This window comes from Methylacidiphilum infernorum V4, assembly GCF_000019665.1.
Classification (GTDB): domain Bacteria; phylum Verrucomicrobiota; class Verrucomicrobiia; order Methylacidiphilales; family Methylacidiphilaceae; genus Methylacidiphilum; species Methylacidiphilum infernorum.
On the sequence record NC_010794.1, the window covers coordinates 1714121 to 1736723 of the forward strand.

Annotated in this window: 23 protein-coding genes; 11 read left to right on the top strand and 12 right to left on the bottom strand. The window is 43.7% G+C overall.

Annotated features, from left to right (window positions below):
• The first annotated feature begins 70 nt into the window (after positions 1–70).
• From MINF_RS08135 to MINF_RS08145, 3 genes are read left to right on the top strand one after another with little or no spacing between them, the layout of a single operon-like run.
• Positions 71–460, top strand: coding sequence for a VOC family protein (locus MINF_RS08135; protein ID WP_187146932.1), 390 nt, complete (start codon positions 71–73; stop codon positions 458–460).
• Positions 461–473: 13 nt separating this feature from the next.
• A complete protein-coding gene (locus tag MINF_RS08140; RefSeq protein ID WP_012464174.1) occupies positions 474–1151 on the top strand; it encodes a ribulose-phosphate 3-epimerase in 678 nt (225 codons plus the stop codon).
• Positions 1129–1320 carry a hypothetical protein gene (locus MINF_RS08145; protein WP_048810289.1) on the top strand — a complete coding sequence of 64 codons (192 nt, stop codon included), beginning with the start codon at positions 1129–1131 and terminating at the stop codon, positions 1318–1320. The genes MINF_RS08140 and MINF_RS08145 overlap by 23 nt, the downstream gene beginning before the upstream one ends.
• A 169-nt stretch (positions 1321–1489) precedes the next feature.
• On the opposite strand, the gene MINF_RS08150 is transcribed toward MINF_RS08145, so the two are convergent.
• Complete coding sequence (locus MINF_RS08150) at positions 1490–3010, bottom strand: aldehyde dehydrogenase family protein (RefSeq protein ID WP_048810290.1); 1521 nt, start codon at positions 3008–3010, stop codon at positions 1490–1492.
• A gap of 157 nt (positions 3011–3167) precedes the next feature.
• On the opposite strand from MINF_RS08150, the gene MINF_RS08155 reads away from it, so the two are divergent.
• Complete coding sequence (locus MINF_RS08155; RefSeq protein ID WP_012464176.1) at positions 3168–4172, top strand: alpha/beta hydrolase; 1005 nt, start codon at positions 3168–3170, stop codon at positions 4170–4172.
• A gap of 38 nt (positions 4173–4210) precedes the next feature.
• The gene (locus MINF_RS08160; RefSeq protein ID WP_012464177.1) at positions 4211–5392 is read left to right on the top strand and encodes an FIST signal transduction protein; all 1182 of its coding nucleotides are present in this window, start codon (positions 4211–4213) and stop codon (positions 5390–5392) included.
• A gap of 337 nt (positions 5393–5729) precedes the next feature.
• Here MINF_RS08160 and MINF_RS08165 read toward each other — a convergent pair whose 3' ends face one another.
• The 3 genes from MINF_RS08165 to MINF_RS08175 form a co-directional block, all read right to left on the bottom strand.
• The gene (locus tag MINF_RS08165; RefSeq protein WP_079200442.1) at positions 5730–7268 is read right to left on the bottom strand and encodes an AAA family ATPase; all 1539 of its coding nucleotides are present in this window, start codon (positions 7266–7268) and stop codon (positions 5730–5732) included.
• A gap of 65 nt (positions 7269–7333) precedes the next feature.
• On the bottom strand, positions 7334–8263 hold the full coding sequence (gene rfaD / locus MINF_RS08170) for an ADP-glyceromanno-heptose 6-epimerase (protein WP_012464180.1): 930 nt from the start codon (positions 8261–8263) through the stop codon (positions 7334–7336).
• Between the two features lie 42 nt (positions 8264–8305).
• Positions 8306–9034: an RsmE family RNA methyltransferase gene (locus MINF_RS08175; RefSeq protein ID WP_048810291.1), complete on the bottom strand. Its 729-nt coding sequence runs from the start codon at positions 9032–9034 to the stop codon at positions 8306–8308.
• Between the two features lie 111 nt (positions 9035–9145).
• On the opposite strand from MINF_RS08175, the gene MINF_RS08180 reads away from it, so the two are divergent.
• Complete coding sequence (locus MINF_RS08180; protein WP_012464183.1) at positions 9146–10186, top strand: hypothetical protein; 1041 nt, start codon at positions 9146–9148, stop codon at positions 10184–10186.
• Positions 10187–10195: 9 nt separating this feature from the next.
• On the top strand, positions 10196–10840 hold the full coding sequence (deoC, locus tag MINF_RS08185) for a deoxyribose-phosphate aldolase (RefSeq protein ID WP_012464184.1): 645 nt from the start codon (positions 10196–10198) through the stop codon (positions 10838–10840).
• A 435-nt stretch (positions 10841–11275) separates the two neighbouring features.
• On the opposite strand, the gene MINF_RS08190 is transcribed toward deoC, so the two are convergent.
• Positions 11276–11728 carry a host attachment protein gene (locus MINF_RS08190; RefSeq protein WP_012464185.1) on the bottom strand — a complete coding sequence of 151 codons (453 nt, stop codon included), beginning with the start codon at positions 11726–11728 and terminating at the stop codon, positions 11276–11278.
• A 495-nt stretch (positions 11729–12223) separates the two neighbouring features.
• On the opposite strand from MINF_RS08190, the gene MINF_RS08195 reads away from it, so the two are divergent.
• Positions 12224–13213 carry a zinc-dependent alcohol dehydrogenase family protein gene (locus MINF_RS08195; protein ID WP_048810524.1) on the top strand — a complete coding sequence of 330 codons (990 nt, stop codon included), beginning with the start codon at positions 12224–12226 and terminating at the stop codon, positions 13211–13213.
• Positions 13214–13456: 243 nt separating this feature from the next.
• Positions 13457–13642 carry a 30S ribosomal protein S21 gene (rpsU, locus tag MINF_RS11025; protein WP_012464188.1) on the top strand — a complete coding sequence of 62 codons (186 nt, stop codon included), beginning with the start codon at positions 13457–13459 and terminating at the stop codon, positions 13640–13642.
• Positions 13643–13714: 72 nt separating this feature from the next.
• On the opposite strand, the gene MINF_RS08205 is transcribed toward rpsU, so the two are convergent.
• The 4 genes from MINF_RS08205 to MINF_RS08220 form a co-directional block, all read right to left on the bottom strand.
• A complete protein-coding gene (locus tag MINF_RS08205) occupies positions 13715–14650 on the bottom strand; it encodes an OmpA family protein (protein WP_012464189.1) in 936 nt (311 codons plus the stop codon).
• Between the two features lie 71 nt (positions 14651–14721).
• Positions 14722–15840: a S1C family serine protease gene (locus MINF_RS08210; protein ID WP_048810292.1), complete on the bottom strand. Its 1119-nt coding sequence runs from the start codon at positions 15838–15840 to the stop codon at positions 14722–14724.
• Positions 15818–16339 (bottom strand): hypothetical protein, encoded by a 522-nt coding sequence (locus tag MINF_RS08215; protein ID WP_148205210.1) that lies wholly within the window; start codon positions 16337–16339, stop codon positions 15818–15820. Before MINF_RS08215 ends, MINF_RS08210 begins: the two co-directional genes overlap by 23 nt.
• A 53-nt stretch (positions 16340–16392) precedes the next feature.
• A complete protein-coding gene (locus MINF_RS08220) occupies positions 16393–17007 on the bottom strand; it encodes an RNA polymerase sigma factor (RefSeq protein ID WP_012464193.1) in 615 nt (204 codons plus the stop codon).
• A 170-nt stretch (positions 17008–17177) separates the two neighbouring features.
• On the opposite strand from MINF_RS08220, the gene MINF_RS08225 reads away from it, so the two are divergent.
• Positions 17178–18209 (top strand): tetratricopeptide repeat protein, encoded by a 1032-nt coding sequence (locus tag MINF_RS08225; protein WP_012464194.1) that lies wholly within the window; start codon positions 17178–17180, stop codon positions 18207–18209.
• Here the strand turns inward: MINF_RS08225 and lpxB are convergent.
• Genes lpxB through MINF_RS08240 form a run of 3 tightly spaced genes read right to left on the bottom strand, consistent with a single transcriptional unit; the run spans position 18199 to position 21165 of the window.
• Positions 18199–19383, bottom strand: coding sequence for a lipid-A-disaccharide synthase (gene lpxB / locus MINF_RS08230; RefSeq protein ID WP_048810294.1), 1185 nt, complete (start codon positions 19381–19383; stop codon positions 18199–18201). The two genes, MINF_RS08225 and lpxB, sit on opposite strands and share 11 nt — an antisense overlap.
• Before the next feature lie 5 nt (positions 19384–19388).
• Positions 19389–20309 (bottom strand): Gfo/Idh/MocA family protein, encoded by a 921-nt coding sequence (locus tag MINF_RS08235; protein ID WP_012464196.1) that lies wholly within the window; start codon positions 20307–20309, stop codon positions 19389–19391.
• 13 nt (positions 20310–20322) lie between these two features.
• Positions 20323–21165, bottom strand: a complete 843-nt coding sequence (locus MINF_RS08240; protein WP_012464197.1) for an LpxI family protein — start codon at positions 21163–21165, stop codon at positions 20323–20325.
• Between the two features lie 174 nt (positions 21166–21339).
• Here MINF_RS08240 and nusA point away from each other — a divergent pair, with 174 nt between their 5' ends.
• Positions 21340–22596 (top strand): transcription termination factor NusA, encoded by a 1257-nt coding sequence (gene nusA / locus MINF_RS08245; protein WP_048810525.1) that lies wholly within the window; start codon positions 21340–21342, stop codon positions 22594–22596.
• The last annotated feature ends 7 nt before the right edge of the window (positions 22597–22603 follow it).

The following is a 22603-nucleotide window of genomic DNA, read 5'->3' on the forward strand; positions in this document are numbered from 1 at the left end:
TAAACGAAAATTAAAAAATATTAAAAAATTCGATAATGTACCTGTTTTTTCAAGAATATTCTCGATGAGTATGAAAGTAAAAAAACTGCTTCATACCCGGCTTCGGGTGAGCAAGCTTGAAGAGTCGGTTAAATTCTTTACGGAAGTTCTTGGAATGGAAGTCGTCAGACAAACTCAATCCCCTAGGGGCTCCGTTCTTTTGTTTCTGAAAATTCCCGGGAATGAAGAAGAAATAGAACTTTGCTATTATCCAGGAAGCGGTAAAGTCACCGTTCCTCCAGATTTAATGCACCTCGCCTTCGAGGTAGACGACCTGGAAGAATTCGCCGCCCATTGTTCAAAGCTCGGCTATCCGTTTTCAGATGGTCCGACAGTATCAAGCTCCGGGACAAAATTTGCCTTCATCGATGGTCCCGACGGCTATGAAATAGAATTAATCGAACGCAATGACACCCATTAAAAATTAAAAAATTATGGCCCATCCAATCCGCCTTTCTATAAATATCGGAATCAATCCCTTTCTATTATCAAAAGAGATAAAAAAAGCCGAAATTTTTAACTGTGATTCAATCCATGTGGACGTAACCGATGGGCACTTTGTGCCCAATCTTTCTATAGGACCAGATTTTATTGCCGCTTTACGTTCAATGACAAACTTACCCATCGAAGTCCATCTGCTCATTCAACAACCCGATCGTTTCGCCAGGGATTTTGTCGAATCCGGGGCCGACCTACTCATCGTTCACATGGAGGCACATCACGACGTTAAAAAAACGATTAATCTTATTCACAGCATGGGTTGCCGCTGCGGACTCGCTTTAAACCCGCTGACCGTTTTCGAAAAAAGCATCAACTACCTTTCTCAACTGCAAGCCCTCCTTATTCTCATTACCAATTTCCCCTCCAAGAGCCATCCTTTCCAGCCTGATAAGCTATCAAAGATAAGGAAAGCCAGGGAATTCCGTGAAAAGAATAACCTGAATTTTCAAATATTGGTGGAGGGGGGCCTCTCCGCTCAAACCATCCCCTCAACCGTCATTGCCGGTGCCAACACGCTCATCTTGGAAAGTTCTTTTTTCAAAGAAGATCTTTCCATGGAAAGCCTGTCTGCAATTCTCAAAGATATCGATGAAGCTTCCGCAGGAGGATAAAACCGTCGCGCCTGTCTTGCCCGTTGCTGCCCAAATAGGAACGGAACCGGCTTCCTTCTTCGCCGAGGCTGGATGCAGCGGGCAATTGGATGTCGGGCCAGGGTCCTCTTCTCCATGGGTTGACACCGCCCAACTTACTGCCGTTTCCCTTAAATGGACCGAGGTGTGAACGCCCGCGGCCAGGTTCAGCTCCGTGGTCCGGGCAGGGCAAGCGCCGCAGCGTATTCAACGCGACAGCTGGGAGTTCCGCAGCCTTGCGAATGCTTCCCTCTTGCGGGACATGCTTCAGAGCATGAATAAGCATGAACAAGCAAGAAATTTATTAACTGCTCAAGCCTTTAAAGTTGAATACAGACGGTTTTTGTTTCCAGGTAGTTCTCGAGTACCGCATGCCCCATTTCTCTCCCCCATCCCGACTGTTTATAACCTCCAAAAGGTAAAGAGGCATCAAAAACATTATAACAATTTATCCAGACCGTTCCCGCTTTCAGTTTTGAGGCGAGCCGATGGGCTTTTGAAATATCTCTTGTCCATATTCCTGCCGCAAGGCCGTATATGGTCTGGTTGGCCACCGGGGTAATCTCTTCGGTATCTTCAAAAGGAGCAGCACAAACAACGGGTCCAAAAATTTCCTCATTCACAATTTTCATGGAGGGATTCACCCCGGTAAAAATGGTGGGAGTTATAAAATAGCCTTTCTCTCCATAGCGCTTCCCCCCGGTAACTACGGTCGCTCCTTCATCCATTCCGGAACGAATGTAAGAAAAAACCCTGTCGTATTGTTCTTGGGAAACAAGAGGTCCCATCTCCGTCGAGGGTTCAAGACCAGGGCCAAGGCGAATTTTTTTAGCCTCTTCGGTTATTCCCGCCAGGACTTTATCAAAAGCTTTCTTTTCTATATAAAGCCTGCTTCCTGCACAGCAACATTGGCCATGATTAAAAAATATGGCGGAAGCGGCTCCCGGAATAGCCGTTGACAAATCTGCATCGGCAAAGATGATGTTTGGAGATTTGCCCCCGAGTTCAAGACTGACCTTTTTCAGATTTGAAGTTGCCGCTTTAACGATAATCTTGCCCACTTCTGTTGAACCGGTAAATGCAACCTTGTCGATATCCATGTGAGAAGCGATCGCCGCACCCGCCGTTTCACCAAAACCGGGCAAAATATTAACAACCCCGTCGGGGAAACCGGCTTGCTGAATAAGCTCCCCTAGCCACAAAGCGGAAAGAGGGGTTTGTTCGGCCGGCTTGAGAACAACCGTGCAACCCGTAGCTAATGCAGGGCCTAATTTCCAAGCAGCCATCAACAAGGGAAAATTCCAAGGAATGATCTGCCCCACTACTCCAATAGGTTCTCTCCTTGTATAAGCAAAAAATTTTTCTGGAGAAGCCAGGGAAAAAGGGATCGTCTCCCCTTCTATTTTCGTCGCCCATCCCGACATGTACCGGAAAAGATCGATGGACAAGGGGAGGTCTGCAACCCTGGCCACGGACATGGGTTTACCGTTGTCCAAAGATTCAACTTGGGCTAACTCTTCCAGGTTTTCTTCGATCAAATCGGCAAGCTTCCATATTAACTTGCCCCTTTCGGCAGGCGTCATTTTGCTCCACGGTCCTTTTTCAAAAGCTTCCCTAGCCGCTTTAACCGCTTTATCCACGTCCTCTTTATCGGCTTCGGCTACAAAGGCTAGTACTTCTCCCGTAGCGGGATCATAGGTTGGAAACGTTTTTCCGGAGACGGCATCTACCCAATTGCCGCCGATAAATAACTTTTTTGGAGACTTAAGAAAGTCCTGAACCTTGGGTAAAAGACTGTATGATAAGGCCTGGGATTTTTCAGTTGAAGTTTCTGTTAGCATCAATACCTCCTTTGCCAATTATTATTATAGGCATCGATCTCGAAACAAAACAACAAAATCTAATCAAAAGGAAAGGATTAAAATCTCTTGATTCCATCAACAATATCTGTTATGGGCTAGCCACTTCCAATTTGAAATCAACTCCATAAACCTAGTATTGAAAACAATTTTTTCACATCTTTTCGATTGTCTTTCCATTTCCCTCTTCAACTGCTTTCAAAAGCCATGCATTTTAGCTGCCGATTTTTCCGTTCAACTCAAGTTGTACGTTCAATATTGGCAAAGAGCTTCTCTCGAGGAATATTACCTTCCCGATCCTAGGTACGAGAAAAAAATCTCCGCCTCCATAGCCTCCGGTCTTAACCGAGAGCGCCGGTTAATTTTCCCAAGCTTCATCAGAAGCCCGGATTCTTTTTCAAATTACGCTACCTTTGATCTCTTCCCGTCAATAAAAGGATGGAATCGATCCCCGACGATGATTATCGTCCATGGACTTTTATCCCTTTCTCTTAAAGGGTACAAAAAATGGATACACTGGCTCAACGAACAAGGATGGAATGGAGTCCTTATGCATTTACCGTATCATTTTCAAAGAAAATCTCCTTCCTTGCTGTTCAGCGCCCGTTGCGTTCAACCCAACCTGGTTCACACCATGGAGACATTAAGACAATCGGTTATGGATCTTTATACTTTTACAAGAGGACTAAGAAGAGTAGGTTCCCCCCTTATTGCGGGATGGGGAATCAGTTATGGAGCATGGACGATCAGTCAACTTTGCTCTTTTGACGATACCCTGCATAAATTAATACTGGTAGAACCCCTGCTCCATGTTCATTATGTCATCTGGCAGTCACCTGCAGGAAAAGAAATAAGGAAAAAATTGACTCGATTAGGGATTACTCCCTCTGAAACCTACCCTCATCTCAGGTTGGCTTGCCCGAGTTTATCAAAGCCTAAACTCGATGGCCAGGATATACTCATCGTCGGAGGGCTTTACGATAAGATTAGCCCTCCATGGATTCTTAAAGAAATCAAAGAAAAATGGAAGGTAGACCATCTCTTTTTTTTCCCGGTAGGGCATCTCAACAATACATTGACTTCAAAGAGCTTTAAACTTGCCCTCGAATGCTGGAAAGATGATTTTTCCCTCTCCCATGATTGACAAGAGCTAAGAAAAGCTAATGATAAATTAAGCCCCAGATGCATGCTGTAAGTAGTATTTATAACGGCCCATTAGAAGAAAAGAGAATCATCCAGATGGTCTCAAAGCTCCGCATGGAACTTCCGGGAGAGCCGACTATTGGTTTTGCTTTTATATGGTCTGGATACTTGGATTTTGATTCGGATAGTCTTGCAGAACTTTCCGACCTGCTCACTATCTACGGTCATCTCCAACACCTGGTCGTAGTGGGTAGTTCTGGAGTCGTTGGCCAAGGGATAGAAAATGAAGGAACAGCTTCTTTCTCTCTTCTTCTTATCCATAATCCGGAGCTGAAATGCCATGGCCTGGAAATTCCTCCTCATGTCGTTGATTCTTTGGACCAGCAAGAGAATTGGCACTCCCTCATTCCTTTTGATGGCAACGACATCAAGGGGTTCTGCGTGTTTGCCGATCCGATAAACTTTCCAATAGAAAAATTTTTGAAATACTTGACCCAAGCCTATCCTCACCTTCCTGCTTGGGGAGGAGTAACCAGCGGCAAAGAAAATGAATGTTCTCTCTACTATAATCGAAGGGCCCTAACAGGATGTTTGCTCTTAACTTTTGCCGGGAACATTACCCTGGATGTAATCGTCTCCCAAGCTTGTCGTCCTATCGGTGATCCCTACACGATCACCCATGTTGACCAGAACATTCTCTATACCCTGGGGAGAAAAACCGCCTACCAGGCCTTGGCTAAAGCCTTCGATTCCTTGACCGAACAGGAAAAGCTCACCGTCCAAGGTCATCTCTTCATAGGCTTGGCCGTTTCTGAATACCTAGAAGAGTTTAAACAGGGAGATTTTCTCATCCGCAATATCCTCGGCGCCGATCCCTCTACCGGTGCCATCGTCATTGGTGCTTTTCCGAGGGTAGGGCAGACAGTCCAGTATCAATTAAGAGATCCCCAGGCCGCCATTCTTTCTCTTCAAAAAGCCCTAGAAGAGGAAAAATTAAAATTCAATGCTCAAGGAAAAATTCCTTCTGCCGCCTTACAAGCGATATGCACGGGAAGAGGGAAAAATCTTTTTGGAACCTCTTCCCACATCGATGCTCAAAGTATTCAAGAATTTTTTCCAGGTATCGCTCAAGCCGGCTTTTTTGCCCACGGTGAAGTAGGACCTTCTTGCGGGATGAATTTCCTCCATGGTTATTCGACTTCAATCGCTTTCCTTACCTAGGGAACTTTCCTTCATTCTCGCTTAGAAAAAACCATCTCGGGAAGCCTGGATCACCGTTAAAGCTCGCTACCGCTTAGCCGGCAACGAAACCGGCTTCTTTTCCACCGAGGTCGGTTTTGTTTCAACGGCATTCGACAGGCATGCGTTCGCTTACGGCTGGAAAGAGATTTCCCTCGCCTTTCGACTACCGCACAAGGGGCACAACTTCCAAGAACCGGCCGTAGTCAGCGAAGCTGATCTTATCAATCTGATCGGTTCGACAGGCAGATGAAGCTTTAATAGGTAGAACTCCCCCTTTTGCTTTTATGCTTTCCTTGCCCGGAGAAGGGGAAGAATGCTACTGCTCTTGCGACCGGGATCCCGTTTTGTAAGAAGCGGCTATCCAGCGGTTTAAAGTTTCCTCAGGATCCCGGAGATCTTCTTTAGTCAGGGTAAAATCACTCATTCCATTATTATTTTTGATCAATTTCAGTCCCAAACTGTAATTTTTAAACTTCTCTTTGCATAGATCAATAACGGCGATCCCCTTTTCATGGGCTTCCTTTTTCAGAGCCTCGATCGCTTCTTGATCAAAATGGATATGAATATCGGTTGTTTTATAAAATTCCAAGAGGAACTGATCGATCTGTTCATTGTCCCTACTTTTTTTATTTTCCTCTATCTTTTTCAGAATTTCCGCCAACTTTTTTTCCGGATCCAGAACCGTAAGACCGTCGATTTCCAACTCTTGGACACCGCTCCTGGGAAGTTCGAATCGAAAAGGCCTTAAAATCTTTTCACATATGGTCATCAATCCCCTGGCCCCGGTTTTTTCTTCCATCGCTTGCTCGGCAATCAGCTGTAAGGCTTCTTCGGTAAATTTCAACTCTATTCCATAAGCAGCAAAAGAACTTTTATACTGCTTGAGGATAGAACCTTCCGAATCGCGCAACACATGGAATAGATCGTCTTTCCCCAGGGGTTGACAAAAGACCCGAACAGGCAACCTCCCTATAAACTCCGGCTCAAGTCCATACTCGACAAAATCAGCCGTTTTAGCTTCGGCGATAATGTCCGATGGAATGCCTTCGGGACCATGAGGTTGGAATCCTAAGTGAGACCTTCGGATTCTTTTCTGAACAATTTCAGAGAGTTTTTCGAATGCTCCGCTTACAATAAAAAGAATATACCGGGTATTGATGGTCTTACGGGGAGCTTTAGCCCCTTTTTGAAAATCGAAAAGCGACTGCATCTGTCCAAGGACGTCATGGGCGGCTTTTATAGGAACATCGGTTTCTTCGAGTAGCTTCAATAAATTGGACTGCACACCCCTGCCACTGACATCCCTTCCCATGAAATGGGAAGTAGCCAACTTGTCTACTTCATCCAAGTAGATAATCCCGAACTGGGCGATTTCAACGTCTCCTTCGGCTTGCTGAATAAGTTCTCGCACCAGGTCCTCCACATCGGCCCCCACATAGCCTGTTTCTGAAAACTTCGTTGCATCCGCTTTAACCATGGGTACACCTATACAGTCGGCAAGGCAGCGGACAAGATAAGTTTTACCCACTCCACTCGGGCCAACGAGCAGAACGTTTTGTTTGACATAATGAGCCGGTCCCCTCCCCATCAAGGCTTCTTTAACTTGGTTGTAATGGTCGCATACGGCAACGGAAAGGACTTTTTTAGCTTCCTCCTGCTTAATGACAAACCGGTCAAGATAGGCTTTAATATCCTTAGGTGTAAATTGAAATTGTAATATTTTTTCTTTAAATCTTTCTTTTCGATCCTCTTTGAGGGGTTCACTGGCCATGGGAGAAGGGCTGCCAAAAGATTTTACGAAATCCTGGAGCCGCTTTTGCATCTCCTGGGGATCGGGAAAAATAAAAGAACTCATACCTATTCAAATTGAATAAAATAGGTTTAAAATCAAGATGGATAGCCAAGGAATCCAAAAAATTTTTAGAAAAGCCATCCCGACTTGAAATATTCGGCAATTCCCTTTTCCAATGAATATTCTGGGAAATATCCCAGATGAAGCTTGGTCATTCCTAGGTCGGCTTCCGTGTGCTCCTGATAAAAGGGATAAGGACAGGGAAAATACTCGGGTTGCGCTTGCGTATTTAAGGTTTGATTCAAAACACGAATGACTTCATTGAAAGATCGTGCATGACCACTGCCGATGTTAAGGAGGGGTACGGGACAATCCTTTAATTCTGTTAAAAGAGTCGCTTTAACGACATCGGCAACATAAACAAAATCCCTCTTTTGCTCCCCGTAAGAGAAAAGCCTGGGATTTTTTCCTTCTTTAATCTGTTGGGCCAGTTGAAAGATCATGCTTGATGAATTTTTTTTATGGGCTTCCCTTGGGCCGTATACATTGAAATATCTAAGCCCTGTTATCTTCGATTGCGGATTTTCTTTACAATAAGCCTTGGCCAATCTCTCCATTTGCAACTTGGAATACCCGTAGGGATTTGCCGGTCGAGGATCATCTTGGAGGGAATTTCTTCCCGAACGCAACCCATATACCGCTGCAGAAGAAGCATAGATAATCTTGGTAGAAGAACCGGCAAAAAAACGAAGCAAGTTCCGAAAGCTCTCCACGTTATTTTGCATCTGCCTGCGTTCGTCTAGGACGGTGGTATCCGTAAGAGAGGCCAAGTGGTAAACTACCTCGATTTCCTTTTTAGAAAAATAATTTGACCAATCAAACTCATAGAGGTTCTCGGTAATGACATCGCAGTGAGGATCGAGAATGTTTTTAAAGGAACCGCTCGAAAAGTCATCTATAATTATAAGCTCCCTTTGAGGAAAGACTTTTTGAAGTTCCAAAACAAGGTTGGAACCGATAAAACCGGCTCCTCCAGTAACGATAATTTTGTTTCCCATGGTTTTTTAATCCGATTTTTATAGAACTAAAAAAAATTTCTCCTAAAGCTTCAGTTCATAATTCATGACGGATGCCAAAAAAAGGGCGGCCGTCTCGGAACGGAGAACTTGATTACCTAGGCTTACGGGAATGAAACCCTGATTTAAAACCATATTTTTTTCTTCCCCTGTAAAATCGCCTTCAGGACCAATCAGGATAACTACAGAAGAAACATTTCTAGAAGAGTAGCATTGCATAACTTCTTTCAAAGATCTTGCTTCTTTACCAAGGAAAGCAACAAGTTTCAAGGAAGAAGGAAAACCCTCTTTTAAAGCGTCAGCTAAGAGAGAGATTTTGAAAAGCTCCGGTAATTTTCTCCGGTGGCTCTGCTTCGCTGCCGCGATGAGAATCTCATTCCATTTTTTTTCTTTAAGTTGTTGCCCTTCTTCTACCGCCGACAAACTGCGTTTTGAAATCACCGGGATAATCCGATCAACGCCGATCTCTGTAACTTTTTGGAGGAGCCAATGCATGGCCTTGTTCTTCAGGACCGATTGGATCAAAACCAACAAGGGTTTTTTTGAAGGACTGTCCTCCTTTATTTCTCTTAAAAGGGAAACAAAAACTTGATGATTTTCTATTTTTTCGATCTTTGCTTCCCAGCTACTTCCCTTTCCGTCAAACACCTCGATAAGATCTCCTATCTTATGGCGCATGACATGTACGCAATGGTGAGATTCTGCCCAATCCAGGCATCTGCGGGTGTAATCTGGACAAAAGTAAAGCTCCATAATCCAATTTTTTTAGAAAACTTTTGAAATTTGTTGTTTTGAATATTTTCTTTCAAAGAAAAACATTCTGATCGTAAACTTTACTTTTATAACTAAGTAGGTGAGATCAAGTTGAAAGTCTTAGTCAGTGGAATGATCGCCGGGATGAGCGATCGAGCCTTTATCCAGAAAGTCGTTGAGCTGGGCAGGCTTAACGGTAAAAATATCCATGTTTATGATGCCGTCCAGGAATTCACCAAAGGAGGGAAAAAACCTCTCGAACGACTTCTCGGGACGACCGATTATGTTTTCGAGCTGACCAGGGAAAGAGAATATGAAAAAATAGGTTTCGACATCCAAAAAAAAGGCTACAAGGATGTCATTATCAGGCTGCCTGCCACGATAGAGTGGAACAGGATAAATAGGAAATTTAAAGACCAGAGAATATTGCGTGATTTCATCGGACCCGATGTCATAGTTACGCTCATCGAGGCGGAATGGGTGATCAAAAAAGAGCTTGAATCCATTGAATCCCAGGACCCTTTTCTGAAAGCCCTAAAAGCTCGTCAGCATACCATTTATGAAATACTTTCCTGGATGAACGAGGAAGTTTCATTGTCTGAAGATTGGGCAAAATACATGAATATTCCTCATTACGTCCTTTCCGTTAATGAATCCCCTGACAGTCTCTACAAGCTTGTCGTTTATCCAAAACCTTGGGTTGTCTATGCCAGTTACTCCATGACCCATGCCACGGAAGAAATGAGGAAAATTGTTAACGAGATAATCCGCAAACTTCGGTATTACGCCGTTGTGATAGATCCTCAAACGGTAGAAATATCCCAGGAATTTGATTCTCCACTGGATAAAGAAGTCATTTATGCCTACACGGTACACCGTGACCTCCATTGGTATGTCGGCAAGGTTGACGCGGTCATTGCGATCCATCCTTATCCCGAAAGACCTCCTCTTTCTGCAGGGATGATGGATGAGTTAGGACATGCCCGGGATTACATGAAAACCCGTTACATGATTTTCCCCAAGGGATTTTCGCCTTTCACCACGGATTCTTATATCGAAAAAGGACACCTTTTCGAAACTGCCGAAGAATTTTTCGATTATTTAGAAAACGTGGAGAAGAGAAAAAAATATTCGGACATTCTTGAACTTTAAGGAGGTTTAATGGCCGAGTTGTCAGCTTTTATCGATTCCACCCTCCTTCGTCCCACTGCTACAAAAGAGGATATCGTCAAGCTTTGTGAAGAGGCTAAGCAACATGGCCTTTATTCCGTCTGCATTCAACCCTGCTGGGTAGCCCAGGCCACCAAGCTGGTTCAGAAAAGTTCCCTCAAGATTACCACCGTCGTTGGCTTTCCCCTCGGGGCCAACAAGACCACGGTTAAAACGTTGGAAGCTTTTGAGGCGATCAAAGACGGAGCCGATGAGTTGGATGTGGTTGTTCCCCTTTGGGCCGTTTCTACGAACCAATGGGCAGTCATAGAAGAAGAGCTCAAGGCTATCTGTGAAGTCGCCAATGGAAAAGTGGTCAAGGCGATAATTGAAACAGGATATTTCAGCCGGATCCAGATCGAAAAAGCTTCCTATGCAGCTATTCAAGGAGGAGCAAAATTTATAAAAACCTCTACGGGATACGGACCCCGAGGCGTAAATATTGAAGATATTCATTTTCTCAAGTCCTTGTTGCCTCCTTGGATAGGAATAAAAGCTTCAGGTGGCATTCGTTCCAAACAATTTGCCCTGGATCTCATCGAGGCCGGAGCAACAAGAATTGGAACATCTCATGCTCTTGCCCTTTTACAAGAATAGACCATCCGTTGCCTCAGACTTACTCAGTTGTGCTCAAACAGGGGCAAAGCTGACAGACTTACCCATTGAGGCGGACGGGGCCGGCGCGTGCGCTCCAGGCCAGAGCCTTCCTCTCCACAGGCATGCCTTCCGGTGGAACTCGCCGTAGGGCCGTTCAAGACGGCCAATAAGAAGTAAAATGTACAAGAAAGATTGAAAAAGATCAAATAATTAACCAACTGTTCAAACCCCTTGCTCACTAAACGGGAACAAAGTTGACCGCCCTCTCCACCAAGGACCGCGTAAAACTTTGCTTAAGGAGTGCTCCAATTTAACAGGCAAGCCAAGAGAGCAGGGTGGCAAGGCAGCATCGGCTAAGGAATAGCACGCATAAAAAAAAAGCTAAAAAGAGGATCGGCTGTTTGCTTGCTCTTCCAACAACAGGAAGGGAGCAAATTATTTGACACCGAATCGCTGCAATATCTCCGTTTTATCAATTTTGGTTAAATCCGCAGGAATTGTCTTGATCAGGTTTTTCTTCGTCGCTTGATCCAGATTTTCGATAATTCTTGGAAGAATTTCCGCAGTTGCTGACAAAGCCCAAGCCGAAGGATTGTATTTCTTAATGATCTGGCCGATTATTTTCGATAATTCACAAATCAATTTTCTCCGAATTTCCAGTTTCTCATTATGCCTCTCTCCCACAGATCTTTCTCCTGTCAATGGATAACTGACGACTGCAAACTCTCCCTGTTTGTCGGTATCTATATCCTTCAGTTTTTTCCTTCCCATTTCAATGATCTGATCATCTATGAGTTGGACGTGGCTGTGAGCTGTAAGTTCATCCCTGATAACCTTGAATGCCTTGATTTGGCCAAGATCGGCTACAATGATTATATCTAATCGCATAGTTGTCTTTTTGAATTTTTTATTTATTTAAAAACTCGAAGAGAGTAATTTTTTGTTATAATCCGTTAAAATGCAAGATGAAATTACTCTACATGAGCATGAGCTGACTCAAGCAAGGAGCTTATCCTCGAGTCAACTACCCCGTCCTAAGAGGCGGAGCTTGCGGGTAAGCGCAGGCTCAGGTTGACCAGGGAAAGCGCTACCTAGTCCGCTACGTTGCATGGAGAGCAAAAGACCGACATTGGGATGCTTTCTAAAGCCCTAACCCCTCGAAGCCGGAGTTGCAGACAACCGCGAGGGCAAGGGCGCTGGGGTACTCCGGCATACGGCAGGCATGCAACATTCCCGAGGGGAGACGCCCCTCAAGGGGCACGTAACATGGCCCGTAAGGGCAAAAAAATGGCTCCCCCAGGCCTACCGGGGGAGCCCAACCAAAGGAGGCCGCGCTTTCCTCCCCAGCCTGAATGCTGGGGTCTCAAACGCGGAAAAACGATGATGAAAGCTATGGTTCTTGAAAGACCCAAAAACCCGCTCGTTTTAAAGGATGTCCCTATACCCAGTCCGGGTCCGGGTGAAGTTCTCCTGGAGGTACTCGTATGCGGCGTATGCCGAACGGATCTCCATGTCGTCGATGGAGAACTTCCTAATCCCAAGCCGAATCTCATTCCCGGGCACGAAGTGGTGGGAATTGTAAGAAAATTAGGTAGCGGTGCTACCAAGTTTTCAATTGGTCAACGGGTGGGAGTTCCTTGGCTAGGGAAAAGCTGTGGTCAATGTCGGTTTTGTATTACAGGAAGAGAAAATCTTTGCGACAGGCCCGAATTTACCGGGTATACACGGGATGGAGGCTATGCAGAATGGATAGTTGCCGATGAACGCTTTTGTTTTCCTATTCCTCCTCGATACTCTAATGAAGAGGCTGCTCCTCTTTTGTGCGCTGGATTGATCGGGTTTCGCTCCTACAGGCATGCAGAAAAATCTGCTCGCATCGGTTTCTATGGATTTGGAGCCGCTGCTCACATTCTTATTCAGATCGCCAATCATCAAGGGAAAGCCGTTTTTGCTTTTTCCAAGCCTGGAGATAGGGAAAGCCAGGATTTTTCTCTTTCCCTTGGTGCTGCGTGGGCCGGGGACTCCACGACCTTACCTCCTGTTCTTTTGGACACGGCTATCATTTTTGCCCCCGTAGGAGCCTTGGTTCCTCAAGCCCTTCGTGCCGTAGAAAAAGGAGGGACAGTTGTTTGCGCCGGGATATACATGACTGACATCCCTTCTTTCCCTTATGAAATTTTATGGGGAGAAAGAAAAATCGTTTCCGTGGCCAATCTTACAAGAGACGATGGCGAAGAGTTTTTTAAAATTGCCTCGCAATTCAAAATCCAAACTCGAGTGGAAGTTTTACCTTTAACCGAGGCCAATAACGCTCTTCAAAGACTGAGAGAAGGGAAGGTCCAAGGGGCTCTTGCCTTGGTTCCAAAACTATAAACAGCTGAAGGAGCTGGAGCCCCCGCTCCGTTTCAACAAGGGAGCCCCATCCAAAATTGGCCTGTTCAAAAAGGCCGTGCACCCCTTACCGAAGTCAATAGAAAAAAACCCCGTAAAAAAACTTGCCTTTTTTATGGATCTGTCTTTTAGTAAATTCCTGCTTTTCAAATCGGCTTATTTAATTCAACAGGAAATTGAATAGGTTTTTAATAGCGATAAGGTAGAGATTATCGAAAGGAATGTATGACCGAAGTTAAAGTAAAAAAGGGAGAATCTATCGACAAGGCTTTACGACGATTAAAAAGGAAACTTGACCGTGAAGGAACGCTTAGAGAGGCAAGGCTAAGAAAAGCTTTTGAAAAACCTTGCAACCGAAGAAGGCGTAAAGCAAAAGAAGCTCGATTGAAATTATATTCATCCTTGTATTGATTCTACCCCCCTCTTGTCTTTCAGGCATTCGTTTTCCAGCCTTTAGCTCTTTAGCTTTATCTCTTTAATGGGTTATTCGTCTCTACCTTTGAGGCTTGGAAGGCTTTCTTTTCCTAAATTCACAGAGGCGGGGTTAACCGTGGCCCTAAAATCGGAATTGTGGATTGGGAGATAAAGAGTAATCTCTACCCTTCTATTTTTTTCTTTCCCTTCTTGGAAGCTATTGTCCGCAATGGGCTTAGTTGCTCCTCCGGCGGCCAAAGAAAAAATATCCTCGGGAAGCTGGCTCAATTGAATGAGCGTCCTGATAACCGCTGCTGAACGCATGGCTGAAATTTCCCAGTTTGTTGGATATACATTCTGCACTTCCAATGCCGGGGGATCATTGTCGGTATACGCACAAACTTCGATCTTCGCCTCTTTGGAGTTATCCAAGTAAGGCTTGAGGGCCGTGATCAATTTTTCAAGAAGGGCTTTTCCACTATTACTTATTTTAATTCCTCCATAACTGAACAGTGCACTCTTACTGAATCGAATGACTATGTTTTGCGGGTTTTGTATTACCCAAGATTCTCCCTTTTGTATTTCTTCGGCAAAGAGAGCGTTTAATTTTTGAGCCATTTCATGAATAAGGGTAAAATTTTCGTGCGTTGAAACCGCTTCTTCTTGCCTTTTTTTTGATTCAACCGCCTTGAGAGACTGGGTTGTTTTTTCAAGAAGTTCTTCCTGGCTTTTTAATAAACTCCCCGTTTGCGCTAGTTCGGCTTGGAGTTGATCGACAACCGCCCTTTGCTTTTGATTTTCTTGTTTTAAAAGTTCGTCTTCCTCTTTAAGCACCCTAACCGTCTTTTCTAGGGAAACATACTGGCCATAAAAATATATGGCACTGGCGCCGAGAAAAACACTTAAAGAGACCCAGAAAAAAAAAGCTCCAAGTCCACCCGAAGGCACTACGGCGTGTTTCTTCTTTTGAACTTTGACTGAAACAACTGCTGGTTTTTGCTCCATTACTTAACAATAGCTTTTTAAACTAAAACAACAAGAATAGAAAACATTCTCCGGCAAACAAATCAACCCAATCAACGGGAACCGTTTGTTTTTTCAATAGGAGGGGATAAAGGAGCAGTGCTCACGGGGAGAGGATTGGTCCAAGCCTTTTTAAGTTCCTCTGGACTGCTGGGCAAAATTGTCGAACCCGAAGGAGCGTCTAGCGGTCTATCCCCAACCAAGAATTCAAATAAAAGCGGTTTCCCGTCCCTTATTACCTTTACGGGTATTTTTTGGCCAACAGAAACAAAAAAGGAGGCATCCATGACATCGGATAAGTTCTCAATTTTTTTTCCATTTATGGAGACAACCACATCCCCTTCCCGCAAGCCACTTCCCACCACGGGTGTATTGGGGAAAAGACGAGCCACGACAACTTTACCCTCGGCATCTTCTTTCCCTAGCTTTGTAACGGCTACCCCTACCCAACCATAACGGACTTTTCCAAATTGACATAGATCGTCAACGACCTTTTTAATCGCGTTACTCGGAAGGGCATAACTCCACTCTTCCTCTTTGATACTCATGGTTATCATCCCAATAGCTAGCCCTCTTGAATTAATGAGCGGACCACCAACTTGACCGGGATTGATCCTTGCATTTATCCTCAAATGGGTTGTTGGGAAAAAATGGTTTAAATATTCGCATTCTTTGCCAGCAATCAAACCAAAAGAAGGAGAGGAGGGAAGATTGTAAGGAAAGCCGATCCCGATCACGGGCATCCCTGGAGCAACATCCAAAGTCTTGGCTAGTTTAAGATAAGGAAAAGGTTTTTGATCATCACTGACTTGAAGAACAACAACTCCGCTTCTTTCGTCAACACCTACTGTTTTGGCTAAATGCCATTGGTTACGGTACTCTACATAAAAAAGAGCCTCGGCTGCTTGTCCAGCTGAGGCAGTGATCACTATCCCTTTGGGATCAATGAAAAAGCCTGAACAATAACCGTCTACTCCTCCTCTTTTTTCGATACGAATGCGGACCACCGCACTTTTGTTGCTTTCAAAAATCCTGTTTACTTCTTTTCCAATGCTGTCAAAAAGGTTTTCGGAGCCGATAGCATAGGGAACCCCTAGCAAAACAAGGAAAAAAAAAAGAAACGAGGGAACTGTTCTTGGGAATGAAACCTTAAAAAGCCACCATTGCTTCATAGTGAGTAAGACTATCCTGGACAACGGATTGAGAATCTTGAGAATGGGGCAAACTAGGCGAAAGCCGAGTGGATTCGATTTCAAGTGGCTGTTTTGATGGCACTGAAGAAGAAATAACCTGCAAGGGTTGCTTGTTTCCCTCACCCTGTGGGCTTATCGAATTGGTCGCCGCCAAGGAAGAAGGGCTGATATTCTGGGTGCGTTTTGAAAGCCCGATGCTCATGGCAGCCAAGAAAGCAACGAAAATAAAAATGCCGGCAAATGCGGAACGGAATAAAACCTTCCTCTCCGCATCAAAAAACCACTGGAGTTTTTCAAAAAGCATTTCGGAAAAGGTCGTGTTTTTTATCATCTCTACTCTTAGCCTTCGATGAAGGCTTTTATGCATCTGCTCAAAATAATGAGCTGAAGCATGTTTTTCCACTTGTTGTTCTAAATGCTCCTTGATTCTCTTTTTCAAACCTTCCAGCTCCATCCTGTCTTGACTCTTCATCTCCATATCAAGGCCTCCAATATTTCCATCATCTCGAGTTGCACTTCAGCTTGTTAGTTCTAACTTATAAAGTTATTATCATTTTTCAAAATCTTTTGAAGTTGTTTATGAGCATAAAACAATCTAGAGCGAATTGTTCCTTCCGAACAGCCCATGATTTTCGCTATTTCTGAATGGCTCAGTTCCTCTAGGTCAAAAAGAACAACCACCGCACGATGCTTTTCTGAAAGTTTGGATAAAGCTTCATTTAAAATTTTTCCTAACTCTTTCATCTCAATCTGCTTTACCGCTTGTTCCCCGGAGCGGTAATCGACAAATTCCTTTTCTACTTGCCCCTCTTCCTCGTCAGAAAAATGGGGAAAGGGTTGAGGCGTAAACTTCGATTTTCTTTTGAAACTTATAGCCGTATTAACGGCAATGCGGTAAATCCACGTATAAAAAGAAGCACCAATGCGAAAGCCTCCTATATTCTTGTAGGCCTTAAGGAAAGTTTCCATCAAGACATCATTCGTGTCTTCGTGATGGAGAAGAACTCCATAAATAACCCTATACAGTCTTTTTTGATACCGTTCTACCAATATATCAAAAGCTTCTAATTCTCCGGACTTCATCCGAAGGATAAGCTCTTGATCTGTAGGTGAGCGTTCAACAACTTCTGGAATGGCTTTTTCCATTATTTTAATATTTGACTAATTTTTATAGATTTAAATAGCCGGCTTAAAAAAATCAAGCAATATTTATTCGTTTTCTAGTCGAGAAAAGAAGAGAAGCAAGGGGGAAAAGTTTAAAAAAAGAAAAGGGACTTGTCATTTTTCGTTTTTGCAAATAATATCCTATCCCATTGATGTCTGTAGAAAAATTACCTTCTAAAGAAAAAACCTCCAAGCATCTTTTACCTCCCATCTACGCCTGGGCGGTCAGGTTCGTTATCCTTGTAGTTTTTATCCAGCTTTCTTCTCTTCTATCCATTTTTTGGCTAAGGCATTATGTTTTCAACCAGGTTTCCAAGAAAGATCGACTGCAGGCCTCCAATCGTTCTTTTCCCTTGCCTTCGTTCCTCTCTCCCAAGCCTCCAACATTACCGGTTATCCATTCCAAGGAACTCAAAAAAGATTTTTCTTCTATAGCCGAAGAAAGCAAGGAAGAAAAGCTGGATGCCTTCATTAAAGATGCTGAACGCTTTGAAAAGGAAGGCGACCTGAATTTAGCCCATGACGCTCTTAATAATGCGGAAGAAGTGGATCCTACAAATTTTGAGGTGCTTATAAAACAGGCTCAACTTGCTGAACGTCAAAAAGACAGCCAAAGGGCATATATCTATTGGAGCAAGATTGCAAACCAAGACAAGAAATCGGGCTCCTTGTATAAAACAGCTCATCAAAAGATAGCAACTCTTAAAAACCAAGCTCAAAAAGATTTTTCATCTCCCTCCTTGATCCCCTCTTCTCTAAAAGATCCTCATGGGATGGGTAAAACGCTAGTCCTTGAGAAAATTCGTGTTGAAAAGAGCAATTTATCCAATACCCTTTGGGGCCAAGAAGTGACCTTGCGGATTCCTATCCTATTGACGGATCCCTCTATCCGCATAGACCCCAAACAGATCCGTTATCAAGTTTACATTTACGATGAGATCGACAAGGGACTCATCCTTCAGTCCAACGCAAAAATCACCAGTTCTTTCGAAAATCCTCTTCCCACATGGACCATCCATCAGACGGAAATTTTACGCATAAATTATAAACCGGAACGGCCTGTTCAAAATCAAAGGTTTTATGGATACATTGTCCGCATTTTCTATTGCGGACAACTTCAAGATCAAATCGCCGACCCTCCCGAACTCCTTACCCGCCTCCCCGGGTTGACGCCTAAGATGTAATCGATTGGATCTCTTTTTTTTGTTCTCCTTTTAGCAAAGCCAATACAAGGCTCGCCGCTTTTTGGCTTGCCCCTGCTGAACCCAGCTGATTTACCACCGCCATCATCTTGTTTCGCATCTCATTTCTTAGTCCTTCGTCATGCATCAATTTTATAGCCAAGGCACTGATTTTTTCAGGTTGAGCCGCCTCTTGAACAAATTCAGGAACGACTTTTTCATTAGCCAAGACATTGACGATACTAAGGTAGGGAACTTTGACGAGCCTTTTGCCAACTTGGTAGGTCAAGGGGTTGGTTTTATATATCACTATCTGCGGAACTCCAAGCAAGGCACATTCCAACGATACCGAACCGGAGGCCAAAATAGCCAGCTTGCACCGAGAAATATGGGAAAGAGGATAGCCAACCTGTATTCTCAGCCATTCAGGTAAATCTTTTAACCCTAACAAAGACAAACCAACTTCTACAAGTTCTTCATTGGGAGCAATCCATATAAATTGATAATCTTTACCCCTCATGACCATTTTCCATGCCGCTTTATAAAGGATAGGCAGATGGCTGGTTATCTCCATTTTTCTGCTCCCCGGCAGCAAAGCAATCTTGGGTGCATTCGAAGAAGCCGTGGGCAAGCTATTAGGAAGAAGCCGATCCATTAAGGGATGCCCGACCCATTCCACGTTGAGCTTGGGAGCATGCTTTTCAAACCACGGTTTTTCGAATGGAAAAATAACCAACATCAAATCGATAAGTTTATTGAATTTCTCCGCTCTTTGGCTATGCCATGCCCATACCTGGGGGCTGATGTAATAAACGATTTTAATCGAAGGTAACTCTTTTCGGATTTTAGAGGCCAGTTTCAGATTAAATCCCGGATAATCGATCAAAATGACACAATCGGGTTTTTCCACAAGTGCGCAATGGACAAGATCGAGAAAAATTTTTCTGATTTCCCCTAAATGTTTAAAAACCTCCACAAGACCGACAACAGCAAGTTTCGACAGATCATAAAGTTGAACCTGCCCAGCTGCAGCCATACGAGGCCCTCCCACTCCCAGGAACACGGCATCAGGAACAGATTGGCCAATGGCCTCCATCAACAATGATCCATAAATGTCCCCACTCGTTTCCCCGGCAACAAGGAGAAATTTCGCTTTGGATTGTCTTAGCTGGGTCATTTTTTTCAACTTCTCAATTGGATTAATTCGGTAATGCGCATGGCCAGTTTCAAAGCTTCAACCGCCTCATTCCCACCCACCAGGGGATTGTCCTTTGAGTTGATGCAGCCGATAAAAGATCGCAACTCAAAAAATAAAGGTTCTCCTTTCTCTATAGGTATAGGAGCACATTCGATCTGGCTATCTCTTTTTCTATAAATTTCTCCCTTTTGGTCGAGATAATTCAAAGAAATATAGGCGTCATCCTGGAAAATGCGTATTTTACGCATTTTCTCCGGGCTTATGCGACTGGTGGTAACATTGGCTATGGCTCCATTTTTAAATCTAATTCTTGCGTTGGCAATATCTTCGGTAGAACTCAAAACAGAAACCCCCACCGCATCGATAAGCTGGATCTCCGAACGGACTAAATGAAGAATAGCTTCCAAGTCATGGATCATTAAATCCAGCACCACGCCCAACTCTACATTCCTCCCCGGGTAAGGACAAAGCCGATGGCATTCAATAAACCTTGGATTGGTCAGGTATTCTTCAAGGGCCCTGAAAGCCGGGTTGTATCTTTCGACATGTCCCACCTGCAAAATAACATTTCTTTTTTTAGCCGCCTCTACAAGAGCCTTGGCCTCTTCTAGGCTTGCGGTTATCGGTTTTTCAATCAGGACATGAACTCCGGACTGAAGGCATTTCATCCCTATTTCAAAATGAGACGGGGTGGGGGTGGCGATCGACACCGCATCGACTTCTTTTAATAAGTCCTCCAAAGAGTCAAAAGCCTTGCCTCCTATTTTTTTAGATAGGGCTTCGGCGGCATTCTTTTCTCTATCAAAACAGCCTACATAACGGACATCATTCATCTGCGCATACAAGCGGGCATGATGTTGTCCGATGTGGCCTATACCTATCACTCCAAGTTTTATTGGGTTCATCGGTTAAACATTCCTAGGGAAATCCAACAAGACTGATTTTTGATTGATCAGCCATCTCGATTACCTTTCCTTTTTCTAAGACAAGAGTCTTTTCGGATTCACAAACAATAACCCCAATTCCATATCTTAATGCAGCATCAATCGTTTTTAAACCGATGACGGGAACATCAAACCTGAAATCCTGGTCAGGCTTACTCACCTTTACAAGCATGGCTCCTCCCTTCCCCAGTTCGCCCCCCCTTTTCATGGTCTCATCGGTTCCTTCGAAGGCTTCAACGGAAAGAACCGTCCCATTTTTTACAACGACGGATTGACCAATATCGAGTCGAGCTATTTCTTTAGCAATTCTAAAACCAAATTCAACATCCCCCCAAAATCTTTTTTTAATTTGCGGCCCCCCGAAATGTCCGGAGGGAACTAATTGATCTTCCAAGAATGTTGTGGCTTTCAAAAGTAAAACTCCAATTTTCTCCAGTTCTTCAGCTATGGCGCCAAACAAGCTATGAGCATTCCTTTCCTTAAGTTTGGCAAGAAGCAAAAGGGTTTTTAAATCGGGTCTTAACTCGAAAAGATGGGAAGGAGCTACTCCTCCTGCCATTATCGCTCGTTTTACTTCATTTTTTTTGAAAAATTGAAGCATCTTTGATAGTTGTCCCACTCGGATCCATTCCACCGTGGTGGATAAGGACTCCATTTTTTGATCGGTTTCAGAGACAAAACAGACCGAATAAATCTTTTCAACTCCCGCTTTTTTTGCCGCTTCCGCTACCAAAATCGGGTAAACGCCCCGGCCAGCAATAATACCAAGAGGATGAGGGAAATCAAAAAGAGATTTTTTTTGAATAGGGTCGATCATGCTAGAGATTTTTAAAACACAAACTATATTTTATGGAAAGAGAAAGAAAGAAAATCAAATCTTGACCGAAGATAACGATAAGTTTAAATTATTTCACCACTGGTTTTGTTGATTTTTAAAGTGGAAACTTTTGGAGAGTTTCCACTTTTTTCTTTAAAATTTAAGGAGAAAGCCATGAATCAGGAAGTCCTAGCTATCATGGAATACATGGAAAAGGAAAAAGGGATCAACAGGCAGGTTTTCATCGAGGCGATGCAATCGGCATTGCTTGCGGCGGCAAAAAAAAGCATTGGACCTGCAAGAGATCTCAGGGTAGAAATACACCCTAAAACAGGACGGATCAATGTTCGGGCAAAACTTGAGGTTGTAGAAAAAGTTCAGAACAGTCATGATCAAATTTCCCTTAAAAGAGCGAGGGAAATCGATCCCAATGTCAATATCGGTGACCTTGTTGAAGTAGAAGTTACTCCTAAGGATTTTGGAAGAATTGCCGCTCAAGTCTTTAAGCAGACGATTAACCAAGCTCTAAAAGGCATTGAAAGGAAAATGGTCCTATCGGAATTTAAAGACCGGATCAACAACATCGTCAGCGGAACAATACGAAGGATAGAACGATCCGATATCATTATAGACTTGGGAAGATACGAAGGAATCATGCCTTTTAAAGAAAGGGTCCCCACGGAAGAATATGTTGTAGGAGAAAGGATAAAAGCCTATGTGCTTTCCGTGGACGATACCCCTCATGGCCCAATGATCATCCTTTCTCGTAGCCATCCTAATTTTATTTTGCGTCTGTTGGAATTGGAAGTCAGCGAAGTAGCAGACAAGATAGTCGAAGTCAAGGCTATCGCTAGAGAACCCGGATTCCGTACTAAAATTGCAGTTTGGAGTAGCAATCCCAAAATTGATCCTGTTGGTTCTTGCGTGGGTGTAAGAGGGGCTAGAGTCAAAAACATAGTAAGAGAACTCCATAGTGAGAAAATTGATCTTTTTAAATGGTCTCCCAATGTTGAAGAACTCGCCATTGAAGCTCTTAAACCTGCAAAAGTAAAAAAGGTGGAAGTCGATCAACAAAATCATCGTGTTAAAGTTACGGTCGATGAAGAAAACTATTCTATAGCCCTTGGCAAAAAAGGAAAAAATGCCTGGCTTGCTTCTAAAATTGTCGGCTGGGATATTGATATTGTTAAAGAACCTTCTTTCGTGGTCGATAATTTTACTCAAAAAATCACTAAAGCGGCTGAAGAAATGGCCTCTTCTTTAGCCATTGACCAAAGCGTGGCCGAGCAGATAGTTCGTGCCGGCTTTATAAATCCTGAAGCCGTAGCGGAAAGTGAAGAAGAAGATCTCATGTCTGCTCTCCCCGAACTTGATCCCCAATTGATTCATCGCTTAAAAGAAGCCGCCCTTCTCGTGGGAAAAACAAATTGAAATCATA

Coding starts and splice junctions, on each gene's coding strand:
- MINF_RS08235 (WP_012464196.1), bottom strand. CDS start 20,309: ATGAACCCAATAAAACTTGGAGTGATAGGTATAGGCCACATCGGACAA.
- MINF_RS08205 (WP_012464189.1), bottom strand. CDS start 14,650: ATGGAGCAAAAACCAGCAGTTGTTTCAGTCAAAGTTCAAAAGAAGAAA.
- MINF_RS08145 (WP_048810289.1), top strand. CDS start 1,129: ATGAAGCTTCCGCAGGAGGATAAAACCGTCGCGCCTGTCTTGCCCGTT.
- MINF_RS08225 (WP_012464194.1), top strand. CDS start 17,178: ATGTCTGTAGAAAAATTACCTTCTAAAGAAAAAACCTCCAAGCATCTT.
- rpsU (WP_012464188.1), top strand. CDS start 13,457: ATGACCGAAGTTAAAGTAAAAAAGGGAGAATCTATCGACAAGGCTTTA.
- nusA (WP_048810525.1), top strand. CDS start 21,340: ATGAATCAGGAAGTCCTAGCTATCATGGAATACATGGAAAAGGAAAAA.
- MINF_RS08175 (WP_048810291.1), bottom strand. CDS start 9,034: ATGGAGCTTTACTTTTGTCCAGATTACACCCGCAGATGCCTGGATTGG.
- rfaD (WP_012464180.1), bottom strand. CDS start 8,263: ATGGGAAACAAAATTATCGTTACTGGAGGAGCCGGTTTTATCGGTTCC.
- MINF_RS08240 (WP_012464197.1), bottom strand. CDS start 21,165: ATGATCGACCCTATTCAAAAAAAATCTCTTTTTGATTTCCCTCATCCT.
- lpxB (WP_048810294.1), bottom strand. CDS start 19,383: ATGACCCAGCTAAGACAATCCAAAGCGAAATTTCTCCTTGTTGCCGGG.
- MINF_RS08215 (WP_148205210.1), bottom strand. CDS start 16,339: ATGGAGATGAAGAGTCAAGACAGGATGGAGCTGGAAGGTTTGAAAAAG.
- MINF_RS08150 (WP_048810290.1), bottom strand. CDS start 3,010: ATGCTAACAGAAACTTCAACTGAAAAATCCCAGGCCTTATCATACAGT.
- MINF_RS08140 (WP_012464174.1), top strand. CDS start 474: ATGGCCCATCCAATCCGCCTTTCTATAAATATCGGAATCAATCCCTTT.
- MINF_RS08165 (WP_079200442.1), bottom strand. CDS start 7,268: ATGAGTTCTTTTATTTTTCCCGATCCCCAGGAGATGCAAAAGCGGCTC.
- MINF_RS08135 (WP_187146932.1), top strand. CDS start 71: ATGAAAGTAAAAAAACTGCTTCATACCCGGCTTCGGGTGAGCAAGCTT.
- MINF_RS08195 (WP_048810524.1), top strand. CDS start 12,224: ATGAAAGCTATGGTTCTTGAAAGACCCAAAAACCCGCTCGTTTTAAAG.
- MINF_RS08210 (WP_048810292.1), bottom strand. CDS start 15,840: ATGAAGCAATGGTGGCTTTTTAAGGTTTCATTCCCAAGAACAGTTCCC.
- MINF_RS08160 (WP_012464177.1), top strand. CDS start 4,211: ATGCATGCTGTAAGTAGTATTTATAACGGCCCATTAGAAGAAAAGAGA.
- MINF_RS08220 (WP_012464193.1), bottom strand. CDS start 17,007: ATGGAAAAAGCCATTCCAGAAGTTGTTGAACGCTCACCTACAGATCAA.
- MINF_RS08190 (WP_012464185.1), bottom strand. CDS start 11,728: ATGCGATTAGATATAATCATTGTAGCCGATCTTGGCCAAATCAAGGCA.
- deoC (WP_012464184.1), top strand. CDS start 10,196: ATGGCCGAGTTGTCAGCTTTTATCGATTCCACCCTCCTTCGTCCCACT.